Origin of the sequence: Halomicrococcus gelatinilyticus (assembly GCA_024227995.1) — an archaeon.
Taxonomy (GTDB): domain Archaea; phylum Halobacteriota; class Halobacteria; order Halobacteriales; family Haladaptataceae; genus Halomicrococcus; species Halomicrococcus gelatinilyticus.
In genome coordinates this window covers 1,949,530-1,967,111 of record CP100465.1, presented here as the reverse complement: position 1 = coordinate 1,967,111, position 17,582 = coordinate 1,949,530, and the positions used below count along the sequence as shown (strand labels likewise).

At 70.3% G+C, this 17,582-nt stretch carries 21 protein-coding genes; 10 read left to right on the top strand and 11 right to left on the bottom strand.

The genetic code is table 11. The features are described 5' to 3' along the window. The first annotated feature begins 78 nt into the window (after positions 1-78). The 3 genes from NKT36_RS10330 (at position 79) to NKT36_RS10320 (ending at position 3,019) form a co-directional block, all read left to right on the top strand. The gene (locus NKT36_RS10330) at positions 79-975 is read left to right on the top strand and encodes a TIGR01548 family HAD-type hydrolase (RefSeq protein ID WP_327050964.1); all 897 of its coding nucleotides are present in this window, start codon (positions 79-81) and stop codon (positions 973-975) included. A gap of 25 nt (positions 976-1,000) precedes the next feature. Beyond that, on the top strand, positions 1,001-1,360 hold the full coding sequence (locus NKT36_RS10325) for a hypothetical protein (RefSeq protein ID WP_327050963.1): 360 nt from the start codon (positions 1,001-1,003) through the stop codon (positions 1,358-1,360). A 234-nt stretch (positions 1,361-1,594) separates the two neighbouring features. After that, complete coding sequence (locus tag NKT36_RS10320) at positions 1,595-3,019, top strand: PKD domain-containing protein (protein ID WP_327050962.1); 1,425 nt, start codon at positions 1,595-1,597, stop codon at positions 3,017-3,019. Here the strand turns inward: NKT36_RS10320 and NKT36_RS10315 are convergent. Both NKT36_RS10315 and NKT36_RS10310 read right to left on the bottom strand, forming a co-directional pair. Beyond that, the gene (locus tag NKT36_RS10315) at positions 3,012-4,427 is read right to left on the bottom strand and encodes a DUF402 domain-containing protein (RefSeq protein WP_327050961.1); all 1,416 of its coding nucleotides are present in this window, start codon (positions 4,425-4,427) and stop codon (positions 3,012-3,014) included. The two genes, NKT36_RS10320 and NKT36_RS10315, sit on opposite strands and share 8 nt — an antisense overlap. A 159-nt stretch (positions 4,428-4,586) precedes the next feature. Then, positions 4,587-4,817, bottom strand: a complete 231-nt coding sequence (locus NKT36_RS10310) for a hypothetical protein (protein WP_327050960.1) — start codon at positions 4,815-4,817, stop codon at positions 4,587-4,589. Positions 4,818-4,948: 131 nt separating this feature from the next. On the opposite strand from NKT36_RS10310, the gene NKT36_RS10305 reads away from it, so the two are divergent. Next, the gene (locus tag NKT36_RS10305) at positions 4,949-5,926 is read left to right on the top strand and encodes a PrsW family intramembrane metalloprotease (RefSeq protein WP_327050959.1); all 978 of its coding nucleotides are present in this window, start codon (positions 4,949-4,951) and stop codon (positions 5,924-5,926) included. Here NKT36_RS10305 and NKT36_RS10300 read toward each other — a convergent pair. After that, positions 5,923-6,510 carry a riboflavin synthase gene (locus NKT36_RS10300; protein WP_327050958.1) on the bottom strand — a complete coding sequence of 196 codons (588 nt, stop codon included), beginning with the start codon at positions 6,508-6,510 and terminating at the stop codon, positions 5,923-5,925. The genes NKT36_RS10305 and NKT36_RS10300 overlap by 4 nt on opposite strands. A gap of 193 nt (positions 6,511-6,703) precedes the next feature. Here NKT36_RS10300 and NKT36_RS10295 point away from each other — a divergent pair, with 193 nt between their 5' ends. After that, complete coding sequence (locus tag NKT36_RS10295) at positions 6,704-6,946, top strand: DUF7533 family protein (protein WP_327050957.1); 243 nt, start codon at positions 6,704-6,706, stop codon at positions 6,944-6,946. A 72-nt stretch (positions 6,947-7,018) separates the two neighbouring features. Here NKT36_RS10295 and NKT36_RS10290 read toward each other — a convergent pair whose 3' ends face one another. Both NKT36_RS10290 and NKT36_RS10285 read right to left on the bottom strand, forming a co-directional pair. After that, complete coding sequence (locus NKT36_RS10290) at positions 7,019-8,860, bottom strand: ATP-dependent helicase (protein ID WP_327050956.1); 1,842 nt, start codon at positions 8,858-8,860, stop codon at positions 7,019-7,021. 94 nt (positions 8,861-8,954) lie between these two features. Beyond that, positions 8,955-9,113: a DUF7563 family protein gene (locus tag NKT36_RS10285; protein WP_327050955.1), complete on the bottom strand. Its 159-nt coding sequence runs from the start codon at positions 9,111-9,113 to the stop codon at positions 8,955-8,957. A 155-nt stretch (positions 9,114-9,268) separates the two neighbouring features. Between NKT36_RS10285 and NKT36_RS10280 the strand changes: the two genes are divergently transcribed. Next, complete coding sequence (locus NKT36_RS10280) at positions 9,269-10,165, top strand: DMT family transporter (RefSeq protein ID WP_327050954.1); 897 nt, start codon at positions 9,269-9,271, stop codon at positions 10,163-10,165. A gap of 220 nt (positions 10,166-10,385) precedes the next feature. On the opposite strand, the gene NKT36_RS10275 is transcribed toward NKT36_RS10280, so the two are convergent. Then, positions 10,386-10,568, bottom strand: coding sequence for an HVO_0416 family zinc finger protein (locus NKT36_RS10275; RefSeq protein WP_327050953.1), 183 nt, complete (start codon positions 10,566-10,568; stop codon positions 10,386-10,388). Between the two features lie 206 nt (positions 10,569-10,774). Between NKT36_RS10275 and NKT36_RS10270 the strand changes: the two genes are divergently transcribed. Beyond that, complete coding sequence (locus NKT36_RS10270; protein WP_327050952.1) at positions 10,775-11,701, top strand: sulfide-dependent adenosine diphosphate thiazole synthase; 927 nt, start codon at positions 10,775-10,777, stop codon at positions 11,699-11,701. Between the two features lie 15 nt (positions 11,702-11,716). Here NKT36_RS10270 and NKT36_RS10265 read toward each other — a convergent pair whose 3' ends face one another. The 5 genes from NKT36_RS10265 to NKT36_RS10245 form a co-directional block, all read right to left on the bottom strand. Continuing rightward, positions 11,717-12,394 (bottom strand): class I SAM-dependent methyltransferase, encoded by a 678-nt coding sequence (locus tag NKT36_RS10265; protein WP_327050951.1) that lies wholly within the window; start codon positions 12,392-12,394, stop codon positions 11,717-11,719. 47 nt (positions 12,395-12,441) lie between these two features. Further along, positions 12,442-13,080, bottom strand: coding sequence for a dienelactone hydrolase family protein (locus NKT36_RS10260; protein ID WP_327050950.1), 639 nt, complete (start codon positions 13,078-13,080; stop codon positions 12,442-12,444). 48 nt (positions 13,081-13,128) lie between these two features. Further along, entirely contained in the window at positions 13,129-13,866 is a 738-nt protein-coding gene (locus NKT36_RS10255) for an SDR family oxidoreductase (protein ID WP_327050949.1), read from the bottom strand. Positions 13,867-14,239: 373 nt separating this feature from the next. Next, a complete protein-coding gene (locus tag NKT36_RS10250) occupies positions 14,240-14,899 on the bottom strand; it encodes a TIGR00266 family protein (RefSeq protein ID WP_327050948.1) in 660 nt (219 codons plus the stop codon). 105 nt (positions 14,900-15,004) lie between these two features. Beyond that, positions 15,005-15,394, bottom strand: a complete 390-nt coding sequence (locus tag NKT36_RS10245; protein WP_327050947.1) for a UPF0146 family protein — start codon at positions 15,392-15,394, stop codon at positions 15,005-15,007. Positions 15,395-15,433: 39 nt separating this feature from the next. Between NKT36_RS10245 and NKT36_RS10240 the strand changes: the two genes are divergently transcribed. The 3 genes from NKT36_RS10240 (at position 15,434) to arsM (ending at position 17,394) form a co-directional block, all read left to right on the top strand. Next, positions 15,434-15,955 (top strand): archaemetzincin family Zn-dependent metalloprotease, encoded by a 522-nt coding sequence (locus NKT36_RS10240; protein ID WP_327050946.1) that lies wholly within the window; start codon positions 15,434-15,436, stop codon positions 15,953-15,955. Positions 15,956-16,136: 181 nt separating this feature from the next. Further along, complete coding sequence (locus tag NKT36_RS10235; protein WP_327050945.1) at positions 16,137-16,517, top strand: ArsR/SmtB family transcription factor; 381 nt, start codon at positions 16,137-16,139, stop codon at positions 16,515-16,517. Beyond that, the gene (gene arsM, locus NKT36_RS10230; RefSeq protein ID WP_327050944.1) at positions 16,507-17,394 is read left to right on the top strand and encodes an arsenite methyltransferase; all 888 of its coding nucleotides are present in this window, start codon (positions 16,507-16,509) and stop codon (positions 17,392-17,394) included. Before NKT36_RS10235 ends, arsM begins: the two co-directional genes overlap by 11 nt. Positions 17,395-17,582: the final 188 nt, after the last annotated feature.

The following is a 17,582-nucleotide window of genomic DNA, read 5'->3' as shown; positions in this document are numbered from 1 at the left end:
GTCGAACCAGCCGGGACGGGTCGCGACCGGCGGCGCGAATCCGGCAGACCCTTGGCGATTCGCCGCCAGCGCACGGGCATGGAAGCCGACGCTGTCGTGCTGGACATCGACGGGGTGCTCGTGGACGTCGCCGACTCCTACCGCCGCGCCATCGTCGACGCCGTCGACCACGTCTACGGGGACACCATCCCGAAGGCGGACGTGCAGGCGTTCAAGGACGCGGGCGGGTTCAACAACGACTGGGAGCTCACGGACGCCGCCGCGCTGTACGTCCTCGCGAGCCGCGAGGGGCTGTCGGCGTCGGTCGACGAGTTCACCGACCGCATCGCGGAGACGGGGAGCGGCGTCGCGGCCGCTGAGGCGGTCGTCGACGACGCGCTGTCCGCGGCGGCCGCCGAGCGCGTCCGCGAGGCGTGGGACCGCGAGCGCCTGCGCGACGTGTTCCAGCAGCTCTACCTCGGTCCGGACCTGTACGCCGAGATCGAGGGCGGCGAGCCCGACCTCGCCGAGGACGCGGACGGCGCGGGGGACGAACTGGGATACATCGACGACGAACCGGTGCTGGTCGACCCGGAGACGGTCGCGACGCTCACCGAGCGGTACCCGGTCGGCGTCGTCACCGGCCGCCCCGCGGCGGAGGCCGACATCGCGCTGGAGCGGGCCGGCGTCGACGTGCCGGCGGACCGCCGGTTCACGATGGACGACTGGGAGGAGGGCAAGCCCCACCCGCGAGCGCTGACGACGCTCGCAGAGCGGTTCGAGGCCGGGAGCGTCGTCTTCGTCGGCGACACGCTCGACGACGTGCGGACGGCGGTCAACGCCGCCGAGGCGGACCCCGACCGCGACTACCACGGCGTCGGCGTGCTCACGGGCGGGCTCACCGGCGAGTCGGGCCGGCGGAAGTACGAGGACGCCGGCGCGGCCGCCGTTCTCGACTCCGTGAACGACCTGCCGGACCTGCTGGCGGAGGACTAAGTTCCGCGGACGCGACCCGTCAGGCATGGTCTCCCTGGAACGCGCCGGGAACGCCCTCCCGCTCGCGCTACTGGTCACCTTCCTGCTCGGCGCCGTCTTCTCGCCGCCGGACCCGTTCACGCAGGTTGTGTTCGCGCTGCCGCTGCTCGTCGTCGCCCTCCCTGGCGCGTACGTCGTCCTCGGCCGCGACCCGTCCCGCCGACAGCACGCGCTGTTCGTCGGCGCGCTGTGGGTCGTCGCCTGGGCCGGCGTCGCCGCGCTGGACGCGACCGTCGCCGGGGACCCGACCCCGTTCAGGGTGACGTGGCTGGTCGTCTCGCTCCCGTTCGCCGGCTGGCTGGCGTACGTCGAGGGCGACGCCGTGCTCGGGGCGCTCGCCGGGTAGCGTGACGTCAGTGCGCGTCTACTCGCCGTCAGGCGGCGTATAACGAAGACCCCGTCCCCCGTTCGGGTCGGCAGTGAGCCGCCCCGAGACCACGACCGACGCGGTGACCGAGCGTCGCCTGGCGGAGCAGAGCACACCCCCCGCCCGCGCGTCGGTCGTCTCACCCGACGACCCGCACGCCGGACCGGAGGACAGTTGGACGAATCGCGACCCATCGCGGGGGCCGGACGACCGATGAGACGGGGCGCGACCGCTGTCGCGCTGCTCGTCGTGGCGTCGGTCGTGCTGAGCGGCCTCGCGGTCGCCCTGCCGCCCGGGCCGCCGCCGGGGCTGCCCGGCGACGACCTGCCGGACGCGCCCGCCGCCGACGCCGGAACGTTCTCGGTGAAGCAGGGCGACACCTGCGTCCCGGTCGAGCCGTTCCAGGGGAACCAGCGCGTCGACGAGTTCTACGACTACCGGACGCCGTACACCAACGAGAGCAGCTACCGGTACAGCTCGTTCGTGCCCGACCGGTTCACGCGCGAGAACGCGAGTTCGCTGTTCCTCTACGAGGGGCCGGACGGCGTCGTCAGCCTCGTCGTCGTCCACGACGAACGGGCAGCCCGCGAGGTGCGGCCGCTCCCCCGCAGCGCCGTCACCTTCCGGTTCGACGGCCTGCCGGACAGCGGCGAGTGGGTGCTCGTCGACGACACCTACGACGGCCGCGACGACCGCTTCGACCGGAACCGCATCGACTGGCGCTGGGGCGGGTCGCGCACCGACGGCGGCGTCTTCCGCGGGCTGGCCGGCGACTTCAGCCTCACCATCGCGCCGACGTTCAACGAGGACGCCGCCCTCTACACGCCCGACAGGCCGACGGAGCCGATCACGTCCTGGGCGGTCGTCTCGGGCAACGCGTCCAGTCCCACGCGGACGGAACTCGACATGAGCGAACCGGTGGTCGTCCGGTCCGGCGGCTGTGGCGCTCCGCCCGACGCCGCGCTCGCCGCCGCCGACGGCTTCGTCGGCGAGGCGGTCACCCTCGACGCGAGCGGGACGACCGACCCGGACGGTGACGTCGAACGCTACCGCTGGGACTTCGACGGCGACGGGAGCGTCGAACGGACCACGACCGGGCCGACCGTCGAGCACACCTACGACGCCGCCGGAACCCGCGACGTCAACGTGACGGTCGTCGACGACGGCGGCAACGCGGTCACCGCGACGGCGACCGTCGACGTCCACCGGCCCGGCGCCGTGGCCGTCACGAACGCGACGCTCTCGGCGACGACGGTCGCGCCGGGCGAGACGGTCACCGTGACCGCCACCGTCGAGAACGGCGGGGAGAGTGCGAGAACGGTCGCTGCGAACCTCACCGTCGGCGGCGAGGTGGTCGCCAGCGAACGGGTCGAGGTGCCGGCCGACGGTTCGGAGCGGGTGACGTTCACCTACAGCGCGAACGAGACGGGAGAGCGCCGGCTCGCCGTCGACGGCGTCGGGGCGGGAACGCTCAGGGTGGCGGACTCGCCGGGAGCGACGACGCCCGGCGACGGCCAGGGTGACGGGTCGCTGCTCGACCCGGCGACGGTCCTCGACCACCCGCGGATCGGCGGGGCCGCACTGCTGGTGGCGCTGCTCACCGCGGCGATCATCTCGCGGCGGTCGGACCTCACCTGAGCGCCGACTCGACGCTCGCGGCGACCGAGCGCGCCTTCTCCGCGAGGGCCTCGGAGACGTCGCCGTCCTCGACGGCGGCGTCGAGTTCGTCGTCGTCAACGCGCTCGACGCGGCCGTCGGGGAACTTCACCACGTCGACGTGGAGGTCGACGTACCGGACCGACGACGGGAACAGTTCGACAGGCGTGCAGACGTTGACGTAGGTGCCCTTCGCGTCGCCGTCCTCGTCCCGGTACACCGTCGGGTACCACCAGCGACCCTCCCGGAGCTTCGTCACCGCCACGTCGCCGTCCTCGCGAGGGACGCCGAGCGCGTCGTAGTCGCCGCCGCCGCGCATCTGCCGACGGACGGTGACGGTCCCCTCCTCCGGGTCGCAGTCGGTCACCTCGCCGCGACCGAGCGAGAAGCAGCGGCCGTCCGGCTTGCCGTGGTCGATGGCGACGCTCGCGCCCTCCGCCGGGCCGAACTGCCGCAGCGCGGCCCCGGTCGGGAACGACTCAGCGGGCGCGCAGAGGTCCTCGACGAAGTCGACGGCGGTGCTGGCGGCCTCGTCGGCGGCCTTAACCCGGTGGTGACCCGGCATCGTGGTCGCCACCGCGCGGCGGACGGCGTCGAGTTCGAACCGCGACTCGCGGCCGAACCAGAGCCACGCCGTCTCCTCCGGCGCGGCGACGAGTTGGGTCGCGTGCTCGCCGGGGTCGGGCGCGTCGGCGAGCGCGTCCTCGACCGTCGTCGCCGCGTCGACGGCCCGAGCGAGCGCGGCGTCCATCTCGTCGATGCTCGCCTCGCTCGCGGCGTACTCCCAGCGGACGCCCCAGTCGTCGGGGACCTCGGTCGGGAGCATCTCGGTCGTCCGGGCGAGCTCGCGTCGACTCGCGTCGTCCGGCGCGCTGGCGACCACGCTGCCGACGCCCTGCGAGAGGCTGGCGACGCCGCCGAACACCTCGACGTCGGTCCCCAGCAGCGGCCGGTCGCTCTCCCAGGGCGCGGCCGGGTCGTGGACCTGCACGCGCACGCGGTCGCCCTCGTCCACGCGGCGGTCGACCGTCCGGAACGGGAGGAACCCCTCGCGGTCCCCGAGGTCGACGACCGCGCCGCTGCCGAGCGTCTCGTCGACGACGCCGTGGAACACCGCACCGCGCGGCGCGGCGTCGGTCCAGCGGAACGTGTCGCGGCCGACGTCCGCGAGGTCGGCGGCGACCGCCGCGGCGTCCGGTCCGAAGACGCCGACCCCCTGCCGGTCGTCGGTCGTCTCGACGGTGGCGTCGTACTCGGCGGTCCCGAACTCGCGGTCGAAGCGTCGCCGGATGGGCGGCGACGCCTGCACCACGTCGTACTCGTCACGTTCGTCGGTGAGCAGGTGGGTCAGCGCGGTCGTGTAGATGCCGCGGACGCGCACCGTGCTCATGGTCGCGGCGACGCCGGACGTGCTGGTTCCGGCGGTCGGAGAACGACGTAACGGTCGGCGGTAGCTGGCATGTCACCCAGTTCGTGGGGTGACCTTTTGAGGGTGGCGAGGTCGGTCGCCGGGCGGCCCGCCGACGCGACCCAGAAGTGTCGTCCGGAGTCAGTCGTCGGCGGGGACGCTGCCGGTCCAGTTCGCGTCGGTCACGCCGGGAGCGCCGATCTCGTTGGGCGATCCGGCGTCCGTCGTCGATTCCTCGTCGAGCGCGTCGTCCGCCCCGCCGTCGGCCGCGACGGCGTCCGCGGATCGTGTCTCGTTTCGTTTCTCGGTCGTGTCGTCTGCGGTCGGGGGTGCGGAGTACATCATCCCCCTGCTCGAACTGTACGGAGCCATGTTGGTACAGCGTCCCCGATAGTCAGTGATAAGCACACCCCTACGAGAATGAATGGAATATAAATACATTTTAGGGATAATAATGGTCGGTCGCCGAACGATTTACCGCCTCCCCGTACGCATCCCACCGCATGGACGAATCACGGGACCCGGTCGCACGCTCGGCCGACGACTCCGTCGACCTCTACGGGGTCTCGACCTGGGAGGAGCGCAGTCGCCTCGACTGGTTCGCGGCGCGGGTCTACGGCGGCATCGTGACGATCACGCGCGTCGTCGTCGTCCTGCTCGCGGCCGTCATCCTCGCCGCCCAGTTCGCCCTCGGCGGCCTGGCGGCGCTCACCGACCCCTGGGTCGGCGCGTTCGTGCTGCTGTCGGTCGTCCCGGCGACCGCGCTCGCGGCGTACATCTGGCACGCCGACGTGACGACCGGCGAACCGCTGAAACTGCTCGTCGGGACCTTCATGCTGGGCGTGCTGTTCGCCGGGTTCGCCGCCGTCGTGAACACCCTGGCGCTCCCGGCGTTCGAGGGCGTCCCCGTCGTGGGGATGGTGCTCTTCTTCTACATCGTCGTCGCGCCCGTCGAAGAGACGGTGAAGTGGCTCGCGATACGGCTCTACCCCTACCGGCGGCCCTCGTTCGACGCCGTCGTCGACGGGGCGGTGTACGGCGCGATGGCGGGCCTGGGCTTCGCCACCATCGAGAACGCCATCTACATCAGCCAGGAGGTCCTCGCGACGTCGACGACGGCCGAGACGTTCTTCCGGGCCGGCCGGACGGCTGTGTTCCGGCTGTTCGCCGGGCCGGGCCACGTCATCTACTCGGCGTTCGCGGGCTACTACCTCGGGCTCGCGAAGTTCAACCGCGAGAACGCCGGCCCCATCGTCGTGAAGGGGCTGATCGTCGCGTCGTTCATCCACGCGACCTACAACTCGCTTGTCGGCGTCGTCCCCGCGATGGTCACCGCGTTCTACCCGAGCGTTCCCGAGTCGGCGGCGTTCGTCGGCTTCGTGCTCGTCTACGACGGCATCTTCGGCTTCCTGCTCTACCGGAAGCTGTCGCGCTACCGTCGCATGTACGAGCGGACCGCGGCCTCGGCCGCCAGCGACTAGTCGTCCAGCATCCGTTCGACGTACTTCGCCAGCACGTCGACCTCGAGGTGGACCGGGTCGCCGGGCTCCTTCCCCGAGAGGTTCGTCAGTTCCCGCGTCGTCGGGATGACGGCGACGGTGAACGTCTCCTCGCCCCGTTCCGCGACCGTGAGGCTGATGCCGTCGAGCGCCACCGACCCCTTGTCGGCGACGTAGGCGTCGTACGCCTCGGGGACCGCGAACTCGTACTCCCAGTCTTCGCCAACTTCCCGGACGTCCACCACCTCGGTCACGGTGTCGACGTGCCCCTGGACGAAGTGGCCGTCGAGGCGCGCGTCGGCCCGGAGCGCGCGTTCGAGGTTGACCGAATCACCGACCTCCACCACGTCGAAGTACGTCTTCTCCAGCGTCTCGCTGGCCAGGAACACCTCGAACGTCTCGTCGTCGAACGCCTCGACCGTGAGGCAGGCGCCGCTGACGCTGACGCTCGCGCCGTGGTCCAGCCCGTCGAGCACCTCGTCGGCAGCGATGGTCAACCGCCGGCCGCCCTCGTCGTCGACGACCTCGCGCACCTCGCCCGACTCCGCAACGATTCCGGTAAACATACCAGATTCGTGGTGGCGGTCGGGTGAAAGTCCTTCCGGAAGCCGGTCGCGACGCCGGACCGCGACCGTACCCCCGTCCGGCCACGACGCCGGTCGCCCCTCCGGCGGACGGTTCGCCGAACGGGGCGGTCGGCGAACCGTGCACTCACCGACTCCCGGCGGACTTTTACTCGCCCGCAGGCTACCGGCGTGCATGAACCTCGGCATCCTCGACACCGTCAGCCTGGCGGCGACGCTGGTGTTCGCGCTCCCCGTCGCCCTGCTGGGCGTCGACCGCCTGGTCGCGGGCGACGCCCTGGTCGGCGGCGCGTTCGTCGCCGTCGGCGTCCTGATGGTCGTCCTCCAGGAGTGGCTGACGACGCCCTCGGACCTGCCGGCGGCGGTCGCCCAGCGCGTCGCCGGCCGCGTCGCCACGACCGACGACGAGGAGGAGTGACCTCGACCGACGACGAGGAGTGACCGGGACCGCGGACGGACCGGAAAAGTACGGAGGAGAGTCGCCGGGTGTTCAGGGCGTGGTCTCGACTTCCTCGCCGAGCACGTCCTCGACCGTCATCTCGCCCGGTTCGTTGTCCAGGAGGACGTCGATGGGGAGCGTCGGCGCGCCGCTGACGAGGTTCTCCATGAGCACGAGGCGCTCGCGGGCACGGCTCATCCCGACGTAGAAGACGCGGCGCTCGTTGTCGGTCAGGATGGGCACGGGGTCGGTCCGGGAGGTGAACTCGTCGACCTCGGGTACCTCGGTCTCGTCGTCGATAGAGGCGGCCATCTGCTCGACCACCTTCTCGGTGAGGTCGGTGGCGACGAACACGTGGTCGGCCTCGCGACCCTTGGCGCTGTGGATGGTGCCGACGCGGACGCGGTCGCGGTCCATGTCGCGGTAGTCGCCCGCGAAGTACGCCTCCATCGAGTTGCGCTGGTAGCTCGTCACCTTCCGGACCATGTCGGCGGCCGACGACGGCGCGGGCATGAACGGGACGTGGTCGGTGACGAACTCGGGGTCGACCTCGATCTCGGTGAGGTCGTCGACGCCGGCCTCCTCCTTGCGCTCGTCGATGTCGTCGAAGAAGTCGTCGCGCTCGTTCGTTCCGAACGCCGAGTCGGCGAGCATGTCGGCGAGCCGTCGGGCCTCCAGGCCGTCGACCGGTTCATCGCGGTCGACCTTCTCGACGGCGTCGACGTACTGGTTCAGCCGGTCGGTCCACATCCGCTGGTCGGTCAGCGTGCTGAACGGGATGCCCTCGTCGATGAACTCGTCGATGAACCGGAACATCTGGTAGCGGGCGCGGAACAGCACCATCAGCGTCCCGTCGTGTTCCTCGACGGTGTAGCGGACGTTGCGCACGAGTTCCAACATCGACGGGCTCTCGACGGCCTCGACGGTGCCGCCCTCGACGCGCGGGGAGAGGTTCTTCTCCTGGCGCTCGTCGATGTGGCCGACCTCCTGCTGGACGACCTTCAGTATCTTCGAGGGGAGACGGTGGGAGGTGTCGAGGATGACGTCGTTGCCGCCCTCGCCGAGCAGCAGCTGCGGGTCCGCACCCTGCCAGGCGTAGACGACCTGGTCGTCGTCGCCCGCGATGAGGACGTTCTCCATGTGCGGCTTCCACTCCTCGTAGATGTCGTACTGGAGCTGGGTGATGTCCTGGAACTCGTCGATGACCAGGTAGTCGACGTTCGGCAGGAGCGAGCGCTGCTTCACCCGTTCGAGCATGTCCGCGAAGCCGACGAGGTCGTTCTCGCCCTTGTACGTGCGCCAGCCGCGGATGGCCTCGGGGACGTCGAAGCGGTCGTCGTCGCTCGGCCAGGTCGGCGTGTACTTGTTGCCCTCCTGGGCGTTCGGGTCGATCTCGGGCGGCAGACGGACCTCCTCCTCGTTCCACTGGAAGGGGACGTCGTACCAGTCGGCGACGTCGCGCCGGGTGCGCTGGAGCCACTGCGAGGTGGCGATTATCTTGTTGCCCAGCGTCGTCGAGCGCGCGGTCCGCCGACCGGAGCCGCTGTACTCGTCCTCGTACTCCAGTCCGTACTCCTCGCAGAACTCCTCCTTGTCGCTCTCGCCGACCACGTCGCCGCGGGAGAGGTTCAGCAGTTCGTACGCCTTCGCGTGCATCGTACAGACGTTCCCCTGGAGCGTCCGGGGGTCGACGTCGAGCCGTTCCGCGAGGCGCTCACGGACCTCGTTCGCCGCCGCTCGCGTGTAGGAGACCACGAGCACGTCGTTGACGTCCACGTCGTCGCGGTCGAGGATGTCCTCGACGCGGTCCAGCAGTTCGGTCGTCTTACCGCTTCCCGGTCCACCGAACAGCCGGGTCACTTTCGCGTCCGTCTCGGCCTCGGTCGTCGTCATTACACCACCACAGGTGACGGGAACCCATAAAACGACGTGAATCGAGACGGCGCGACGGCCTCGATTGTTTGGAAAACGGGACGGTCCGACGGCGTCAGTTGCCGCGGGGCGAGCGCGCCTCGCGGACGTCGGCGCCGTCACGTATCTTGTCCTCGCACTCCGGGCAGACGCGGGGTTCGTCGACTCCCTGGGGGGTGAACACCCGTGCGTAGTCGGCGGTTACGAACGTGCCGCAGTTCTTGCACTCTGGCATGCTCTCTCTCCCACGAACCAATTTTTTATGTTACACTAAATGTCTATCGGCATCCTTCGACGCTGCTGCAACGAATCCACGAAGCCGGACCGCACCGACCGAACGACCGGAACGGGACCGCACCAGCTAAGCCGCCGGAGCGGCGAGTACCGGCGATGGCGTCACCGCTCGACGTGTACGCGCTTTCGCTGGTCCCCGCGCTGCTGTGGGGGTTCGAGCCCGTCGTCTCGAAGCGAGGGATGGACGCCGGCGGGAGCGCGCTCCAGGCGTCGCTGGTCGTGGTCGTCGTCGACAGCACCATCTACTGGGTCGCGCTGTTCGCGCTGCGCGGCACCGACCCGCTCGCCGCGCTCGCCCCGAGCGCCATCGCTGTCTTCCTCTTCGCCGGCTTCGTCGGCACCGCGGTGGGCCGGCTGGCGACGTTCGAGGGCGTCCACCGCGTCGGCGCGAGCGTCAACAGCGCCGGTATCAGCGCGCGCCCGCTGTTCGCCACGGCGCTGGCGTTCGCGTGGCTGGGCGAACCGGTGTCGGTCGCGACGGCGGTCGGCATCGTCGTGCTCGTCGCGGGCCTCGCCGTGCTCGCGCTCGCCAAAGGCGGCGACGTCCGCGGCTGGCAGCCCCGCGACCTCGCCTTCCCGCTCGCCGCCGCGGCCGCGTTCGCCGTCGGCAACGTCGTCCGGCGGTTCGGCCTCGACGTCACGCCGGCGACGCCGCTGCAGGCGGTCGCGATCAACGAGACCGCCGCGCTCGTCGCGCTCGCGGCGTACGCCGTCGCGCGCGGTCGCCGGGACGTGCTGGACGCCCCCCGGCGGACCTACGGCCGGTTCGCCGTCAGCGGCCTCCTCACGGCGGTCGCGCTGCTGTCGCTGTTCGCCGCGCTGGCGCTCCCGGAGGGCCGCATCGCCGTCGTCGACCCGCTGACCGGGACCGCGCCGCTGTTCACGACAGGGTTCGCCTACTTCCTCCTGAAGGACCTCGAACGCGTGACGCGGGGCGTCGTCGCGGGCGCGACGCTGGTGGTCGTCGGCGCGGGCATCATCACCGCCCTGTAGGCTCACGTGGGCGCGCCTACCGGGAGTAGCCACGCCGTACCGCGGCCGCGGTCCGCGACGGACGTCGCGCCCTGGCGGGCCTGCTCGCTGGCCAACCCGTGCACTGGTGGACTTCCGTGCGGGCTCGTTCCGCGCCGGAATCGTCGGCGCACACGCTCTCCGGCAGGGACACTCCTAAAAATGGCGTTCGGAAGGCGGTTCGGTCGGTCGCTGGTCGCCGCTACGGGGACCACCCACAGACGGTACAGTCGGCCGCCGAGAGGTCGTGGAGTCCGCCGCACTCCGGGCACTGCTTCTTGTTGTACTCCCGTTCCCAGTCTACCTGCTCTGTCTCGTGACCACGGTCGGACAGGAACTGGTCGAAAACGGATTCGTCAGCGTCGCCGGTTGGTGCGGAAGCCATACGTGCTATGGTAAGGCACACCACCCATATAACCCTGATGGTCAGACAGACCGTCGCCGGAACCGAAACCGTGATTCCGGCCGTTCGGCCCCTCTGGCGGCAATCCTGTCCTCGACCGCGACGCCCGGTGCGAGTCGCGTTCCAGACGACGACGCCGAGTCCCGGGGGAAACTACTTTCAACCACCCAGGTATATCACTAGGTGGTATGCAGGAGTTCAACGGCTTCAGCGACGTCGGCGAAGCGGAGGTAACGCGCGCTATCGGCCAGGAGTGGAGCGACGAGTTCATCGACTTCAGCGAGAGCGAGGTCGTCGTCGTGGGCGGCGGTCCCTCGGGGCTGACGGCCGCGAAGGAACTCGCCGAGCGCGGCGTGAAGACGATGGTCGTCGAGAAGAACAACTACTTCGGCGGCGGGTTCTGGCTCGGCGGCTTCCTGATGAACAAGGTCACCGTGCGCGACCCCGCCCAGTCCGTCCTCGACGAACTCGACGTGCCCTACGAGGCGAGCGACGAGAGCGAGGACCTCTACGTCGCCAACGGGCCCCACGCCTGCTCGGCGCTCATCGAGGCGACCTGCGACGCCGGCGCGAAGATGCAGAACATGACGGAGTTCACCGACGTGGTCGTCCGCGAGGGCCACCACGTCGGCGGCGTCGTGATGAACTGGACGCCGGTCCACGCCCTGCCGCGCGAACTGACCTGCGTCGACCCCATCGCGGTCGAGTCCGACCTCGTCGTCGACGCCACGGGCCACGAGGCGGTCGTCGTCTCGAAGCTGCAGGAACGAGGGGTCCTCGACGCTCCCGGCATCGAGCACGCCCAGGAGCACACCACCGGCATGGACCGGTCGGGCGACGACGAGTACGGCGCGCCCGGCCACGACTCGCCCGGTCACGACTCGATGTGGGTCGCCAAGAGCGAGGACGAGGTCGTCGAACACACCGGGACGGTCCACGACGGCCTCGTCGCCACGGGGCTGGCGACCGCGACGACGTACGGCCTGACCCGGATGGGACCGACGTTCGGCGCGATGTTGCTGTCGGGCAAGCGCGCCGCCCAGGTCGCGCTGGACGAACTCGGCGTCGGCGGCGACGTCGAGATGACGCCCAGCCCCTCGCCCGCGGACGACTGACGACGCCAGCGCGGTTCAGGGGACCCGCCCGCCGGTGACGCGGACGACGCCGAGGACGTGCTCGCTGTCCGCGACGTCGACCGCGCGCTCGGCCAGCGCCGCTCGCGCCGCCGCGACCCGCTCGTCGAGCACCTGCCAGGGCGGGTCGTCGAACCCGGACCGGTCGCCGGGCGTCGACGCGAGGACGAGGCCGCGGAACGCGACGTCGACCGGCCAGGCGGAGGCTCGTCCGCTCTGGGCGGCGTCCAGCAGCGCGAGGTGACCGCCGGGGCGCAGCGAGTCGACCCACCCGTCGACGGCCGCGGCGGGGTCGTCCAGCATCCCGACGACGAACGTCGCCAGCACGGCGTCGACCGGCTCCCGGGGCGCGAACGAGGCGGCGTCGGCCTGCACGAGGTGGACGTTCGTCCAGCCCTCCCGCCGGACCCGGTCGCGGGCCTGTGCGAGCATCTCTCGCGTGAAGTCGACGCCGACGACCGTCCCCGACGGGCCGACGCGGTCGCGCAGGTGCGGGAAGTTCGCGCCGGTGCCACAGCCCATCTCGACGACGGTGTCGCCCGGCGCGAGGTCGAGGCGGTCGACCGCCAGGTCGCGCAGGCGGGCGAGTCCGGGGGTTGCCGACGCGAGGACGTCGTAGAGCCGCGCCCACCGCCCGTAGAAGCGCTGGGCGGCGGACGGTCCGGCGTGAGACATGCCGTCGGCTACGACGACGGCGGCAAAAAGCGGAAGGGCTCGCGCGCTCACGCGAGGTGGTCGACGAACCAGTCGCCGGCGTGGTCGGCGACCGCCTCCAGCGCGCCGGGTTCCTCGAAGAGGTGGCCCGCGCCCTCCACGACTTCGAGCGACTTCTCGCAGGTCAGGTCGTCGTATGCCTCGCGGTTGAGTTCCAGCACCGTGTGGTCCGCGCCGCCGACGACGAACAGCGTCGGCGCCGTCACCTCCCCGAGCACCGCCGACGCCAGGTCGACGCGGCCGCCGCGCGAGACGACGGCGTCGACGTCCCGGCGTGCCGCGGCCCGGAGCGCGGCGGCCGCGCCGGTGCTCGACCCGAAGTACCCCACCCGGAGGTCGCGCGTCGTGGCCTCCTCGTCGACCCACTCGCTCGCCGCGACGAGGCGGTCGACCAGCAGGTCGACGTCGAAGCGCGTCTCGTACCGCTGGTCCTCCTGTTCGGTGAGCAGGTCGAAGAGCAAGGTCCCGAGCCCCCGGTCGCGCAGGCGCTCGGCGACGAACTGGTTGCGCGGGCTCTTCCGACTGCTGCCGCTCCCGTGCGCGAAGACGACCAGTCCGGTCGCCCCCTCGGGAATCCCGAGGTCGCCTTCGAGCGTGACGCCGTCCACCGGAATCTCGACCGGCGTCGGTTTCTCCCCCGATGACATGGCACGTCGGAGTTCGACGCGCGGCGAGTTAACCGTTCGCGCCGACGGCTACACCTTCTCCGGGAGCCACCCGCCGTCGACCGTTACGTTCACGCCGCTGAGGTAGCCGCTCGATTCTTCGAGGAAGAAACGGACCGCCTGCGAGAGGTCGTCGAACTCCGCGGGGCGTCCGCGGGGGAGTTCGTCCGGGAACACGTCGGAGTTCTCGACGACGTACGGCGAGACGGCGTTGACCGTGATGCCGTCGTCCTGGGTGTCGGCGGCGAGCATCCGCGTGAACGTCAGCACGCCCGCCTTGGCGATGAAGTACGGCGCGTTCTTCGGCGCGACGAGGCCCTTCTCGGCGCTGGCGTACCCGACGTTGACGATGCGGCCGTACCCCTGCTTGCGCATCCCGTCGAGCGCGCGCCGCGACGCGAGGTAGGTGCTGTTGACGTTCCCGAGCAGGACGGCGTTCCACTCCTCGACGGACAGTTCCTCCCAGTGCTTCGGCGCGAACGGGCCGACGTTGTTCACCAGCACGTCGACGCTCCCGAGGTCCTCCTCGACGGCCGAGAACAGCGCGTCGACGTCGTCCGGGTCGGTCACGTCGCCCTGGACGACCGTCGCGTCGACGCCGCGCTCGCGGGCGACCGTCGCCACCTCCCGCGCCCGCTCGTCGCTGCTGCGGTAGTGGACGGCCACGTCCGCGCCGCAGTCGGCCAGCGAGAGCAGCAGTTCGCGGCCGACGCCCTTCGAACTCCCAGTGACGAGCGCGACCCTGTCGGCGAGGTCCGGTTCGATCATACCGGCCCTTCGGACGCCGGGCTAAACTAGGTTGGCGCTCTGGAAGGGGTGTAGAGAGTACGCGCGGTCGAAACGAAGCGATTCAGCAGGACCGCCAGAAAGCCCTCGCCTGGTTCGACTCCCGCGGCTCGGTGTGCTCCTCGCCGCCTCCGGCGGCTGCGGTGCTTTCGTCGCCGGGGTTCGCCGGACGACGAGCACCGCGAGTCGTCCGAGCCATCCGCTCGCTGCGCTCGCGGAGACGCCGAACCAGCCTCGCCCTTTCAATCCGCCAGGCCGCCGGCCGACCGGGTTTCCGACACGGAGGTGGAGAACCGCATCCGAACTGCGTCCCGGAAAGAGACGCCAACGAACAGAATGAACTGTTCGAGTACGGTCAGGCGTTGTTCCCGCGGAGCACGAGCGGGTCGCGCGTCTGCAGCCACACGTGGCCGTCGCCCTCGAACCGCGTGACGAAGCCCTCGCCGCCGAGCAGCGAGGACTTCAGGCTGGAGTCTTTCGTCCGGCTGACGTCCAGGCCGTCGGTCCAGGCGAGCAGGTGGTCCTCGTCGACGACCAGCGGGTCCTCGGGCGTGACGTCGTGCTGGCGCAGCGCGCCGAAGGCCGAGAGGAAGGCGACGCCGTCGCCGTCGAGCGCCAGCACGGTGAGTTCGCCCGACGAGAAGAAGTTGCCCGCCTCGTTGACGGCGGTCGACTTCTCGACGTCCGGCGTCCACGCGACGATGCCGCCGGACTGGACCTTCACGCGGCCAGTCTCCGCCAGGTCGACGCGCGTGATGTCGCCCGGCAGGTCGGGACCGAGCGTGACGGTACTCCCGTCCGCCTCCGCCTCGAAGACGGTCTTGAGGACCTCGCGCTCGTCGCTGAGCGCGCTCTTGAGCATGCCCGTCGCACCGTCGCCGTTGCTCGTCGCGTCGCTTTTGACGGCAGCACTCCGGGAGATCATGGTCCCCGGGTCCGCCTCGATGCGCTCGTCAGCGTCCAGCGTCGCGACGAGGACCGCATTGCTCGGGCCGTTCTCGATGTCGAACTCCATGTGTCGTCGTCCTAACGCGTCGCTCGAATACTTTGTGGTGTGCGTTGGTTCGGCGTATCAAAGAGCCGGTTCGCGCGACCGGACGACTCCGTCCGCACGAGGAACCTACTCGCGCGCCCAGAACAGGGTGTCGCCGGGGATCGTCTCGCGGCGGACGGCCACGGCCGGCTGTTCCGCGCCGAGCGTCGTGAACACGGCGTCGGCCCCGTGCTGGCGGGCCACGGCCGCGAACGGCCGGTGGAGCTCCGGCGGCAGGTTGAGCGCGTACAGCACCTCGGCGTCGGCGTAGACGTCGGGGGCGGGGTCGGTCACGTCGTCCACGACGAACTCGACGTCTCCCGGGACGTCGCGGGGGACGACGTCGGTCGCGGTCACCGCGACGCCGGCCGCCGCGAGTGCGGTGGCGACGTCGTGACGATTGCCGACGCCAACCTCGACGGCGGCGTCGCGGTCGGCCAGTTTGGCGACGATGGCGTCGCGGGTGGTCGGCTTCACGGCGGGATGTTTATGGGGGGCCCCGCCATATGGGTTGCTATGCTGATTGACATCGTCCCCGTGGGGGACGTGACGGGACGGGTCAAGCGGGAGGCATCAGCCGCCCTGCGGTCGGTCTACGACAGCGACGTGACGGTGCACGAACGGCAGGAGATTCCGGCCGGGTCCCACGACCCGAACCGCGACCAGTACCGCGCCGAGGACTTCATCGAACTCGCGGGACGGGTCGGCACCGGCGACAAGAACATCGCCATCACGCCCCGCGACCTCTTCTACCGGCGGCGCAACTACGTCTTCGGCCTCGCCTACCTCGACGGTGCCGGCAGCGTCATCTCGACCTACCGCCTGCAGACCTCCTCCGACGGCGGCCTCGCCACGAAGTCGGCGAGCGACGTCTTCTCCGACCGCGTCCGCAAGGAGGTCGTCCACGAGATCGGCCACACCATCGGCCTCGAACACTGCGACAACTCCCGCTGCGTGATGAACTTCTCGCCGACCGTCCGCGAGGTCGACGTGAAAGAGGAGAACCTCTGTGGCTCCTGCCAGCGGCAGGTGCTCTGACGCGCCGTCGAATCGCGTCCATAGACCCTTTCTCGGCGTTCGTCCCCCCGTGAGCGACCGGAATCGCGGGTCCGGAACCGGTTCCTGGCCGCCGTAGCTCCAGCCTTCGTCCGCACCAGTCCCGACCGTCAGTTGACCAGCAGACTTATATTAGCGAAGTCTAATATTAGCACGTGCTAAAATGAGTGGGCAGAAGACGGACAGTCAGCGAGCCGAGACGGAACGCCAGCAAGAGACCGGATGCTGTTCGGCCAGTCACTCCCATTCGCTGTCGGAGTCGGAGGTAGCTGCGGACGTCGACATCCTCGCGACCCTCGGTAACGACACCAGGTACGAGGCGCTTCGGCTCATCGCCGAGGCCGACGACGACGTCTGCGTGTGCGAACTGGAGCCCGCGCTCGGCGTGAGCCAGGGGGCGGTCAGCCAGGCGCTCTCGCGGCTCTTCAGCGCCGGACTGGTCGAGCGGCGGAAGGAGGGACGGTGGCGGTACTACACCGCGACGCCGGCCGCCGAACGACTGCTCCGCGTCCTCGACGACAGGAGGGCAGAGAATGGCCGATGAGGCTCCCGCCGTCGACGCGGACGGCGACGGCACGGACGGCAGCAGTGCGGACGGCGACGGTCTCGACCCGGCAGCGCAGCGCACCGCGGTGCGCGAACGGTACGGGGGCATCGCCGAGGAGTCGTCGACCACAGCGTCGTCGTGTTGCAGCGACGACAGCGACGACGACGCCTGCTGTGGAACTACCGCCGCCGATCAGTCGCTGAAGCTCGGCTATTCGGACGACGACGTCGACGCCGTCGACGGGGACGCGAACCTGGGCCTCGGCTGCGGGAACCCGACCGCCATCGCCAGCCTTGAGGCGGGTGACACGGTCCTCGACCTCGGCTCCGGCGGCGGCTTCGACTGCTTCCTCGCGAGCCAGGAGGTCGGCCCGGACGGCCACGTGATCGGCGTCGACATGACGCCCGAGATGGTCGAGAAGGCCCGCGACAACGTCGAAGAGAACGACGCGTCGAACGTCGAGTTCCGCCTGGGGGAGATCGAACACCTCCCGGTTGCCGACGCATCCGTGGACGTCATCATCTCGAACTGCGTCGTCAACCTCTCGCCGGACAAGTCCCAGGTGTTCCGCGAGGCGTATCGCGTCCTCCGACCAGGTGGACGCATCGCCATCTCGGACGTGGTCCTGACCACGGAGCTACCGACCGAACTGGAGGCCGACCCGTCGTCGGTGGCGGCGTGCGTCGGCGGAGCGGCGTCGATCTCCGCGCTGGAGGCGATGCTGACCGACGCCGGATTCACGGCCGTATCCATCGAGCCGAAGTCGGACAGCGACGAGTTCATCCGCGACTGGGACGACGAGCGCGACCTGAGCGACTACGTCGTCTCGGCGAGGATCGAGGCCGAGAAGCCAGCCACGGAGGCGGAGTCGTAGCCTGAGAACGGGCCCGCACGAGCGCCATCGTCGCGGTGACGAGCGGGCCGCCGGCCGCGTCAGTTGGAACAGCCACGACAGACGCCAGTACACAGGATACCGTATCAATGTACAGACCACCGTCTGATCCACGAGACCGTCCACGAATCGAACAGCCGACCTGGCGGAAGGTCCTCCTGAGCTACGCC

What these genes read in the sequence shown, in the direction of transcription:
- NKT36_RS10255 (WP_327050949.1), bottom strand. Translation starts at nt 13,866, where the DNA reads ATGATCGAACCGGACCTCGCCGACAGGGTCGCGCTCGTCACTGGGAGT.
- NKT36_RS10240 (WP_327050946.1), top strand. Translation starts at nt 15,434, where the DNA reads ATGCTGATTGACATCGTCCCCGTGGGGGACGTGACGGGACGGGTCAAG.
- NKT36_RS10235 (WP_327050945.1), top strand. Translation starts at nt 16,137, where the DNA reads ATGAGTGGGCAGAAGACGGACAGTCAGCGAGCCGAGACGGAACGCCAG.
- NKT36_RS10260 (WP_327050950.1), bottom strand. Translation starts at nt 13,080, where the DNA reads ATGTCATCGGGGGAGAAACCGACGCCGGTCGAGATTCCGGTGGACGGC.
- arsM (WP_327050944.1), top strand. Translation starts at nt 16,507, where the DNA reads ATGGCCGATGAGGCTCCCGCCGTCGACGCGGACGGCGACGGCACGGAC.
- NKT36_RS10280 (WP_327050954.1), top strand. Translation starts at nt 9,269, where the DNA reads ATGGCGTCACCGCTCGACGTGTACGCGCTTTCGCTGGTCCCCGCGCTG.
- NKT36_RS10310 (WP_327050960.1), bottom strand. Translation starts at nt 4,817, where the DNA reads ATGGCTCCGTACAGTTCGAGCAGGGGGATGATGTACTCCGCACCCCCG.
- NKT36_RS10305 (WP_327050959.1), top strand. Translation starts at nt 4,949, where the DNA reads ATGGACGAATCACGGGACCCGGTCGCACGCTCGGCCGACGACTCCGTC.
- NKT36_RS10250 (WP_327050948.1), bottom strand. Translation starts at nt 14,899, where the DNA reads ATGGAGTTCGACATCGAGAACGGCCCGAGCAATGCGGTCCTCGTCGCG.
- NKT36_RS10325 (WP_327050963.1), top strand. Translation starts at nt 1,001, where the DNA reads ATGGTCTCCCTGGAACGCGCCGGGAACGCCCTCCCGCTCGCGCTACTG.
- NKT36_RS10270 (WP_327050952.1), top strand. Translation starts at nt 10,775, where the DNA reads ATGCAGGAGTTCAACGGCTTCAGCGACGTCGGCGAAGCGGAGGTAACG.
- NKT36_RS10300 (WP_327050958.1), bottom strand. Translation starts at nt 6,510, where the DNA reads ATGTTTACCGGAATCGTTGCGGAGTCGGGCGAGGTGCGCGAGGTCGTC.
- NKT36_RS10320 (WP_327050962.1), top strand. Translation starts at nt 1,595, where the DNA reads ATGAGACGGGGCGCGACCGCTGTCGCGCTGCTCGTCGTGGCGTCGGTC.
- NKT36_RS10265 (WP_327050951.1), bottom strand. Translation starts at nt 12,394, where the DNA reads ATGTCTCACGCCGGACCGTCCGCCGCCCAGCGCTTCTACGGGCGGTGG.
- NKT36_RS10295 (WP_327050957.1), top strand. Translation starts at nt 6,704, where the DNA reads ATGAACCTCGGCATCCTCGACACCGTCAGCCTGGCGGCGACGCTGGTG.
- NKT36_RS10285 (WP_327050955.1), bottom strand. Translation starts at nt 9,113, where the DNA reads ATGCCAGAGTGCAAGAACTGCGGCACGTTCGTAACCGCCGACTACGCA.
- NKT36_RS10290 (WP_327050956.1), bottom strand. Translation starts at nt 8,860, where the DNA reads ATGACGACGACCGAGGCCGAGACGGACGCGAAAGTGACCCGGCTGTTC.
- NKT36_RS10315 (WP_327050961.1), bottom strand. Translation starts at nt 4,427, where the DNA reads ATGAGCACGGTGCGCGTCCGCGGCATCTACACGACCGCGCTGACCCAC.
- NKT36_RS10275 (WP_327050953.1), bottom strand. Translation starts at nt 10,568, where the DNA reads ATGGCTTCCGCACCAACCGGCGACGCTGACGAATCCGTTTTCGACCAG.
- NKT36_RS10330 (WP_327050964.1), top strand. Translation starts at nt 79, where the DNA reads ATGGAAGCCGACGCTGTCGTGCTGGACATCGACGGGGTGCTCGTGGAC.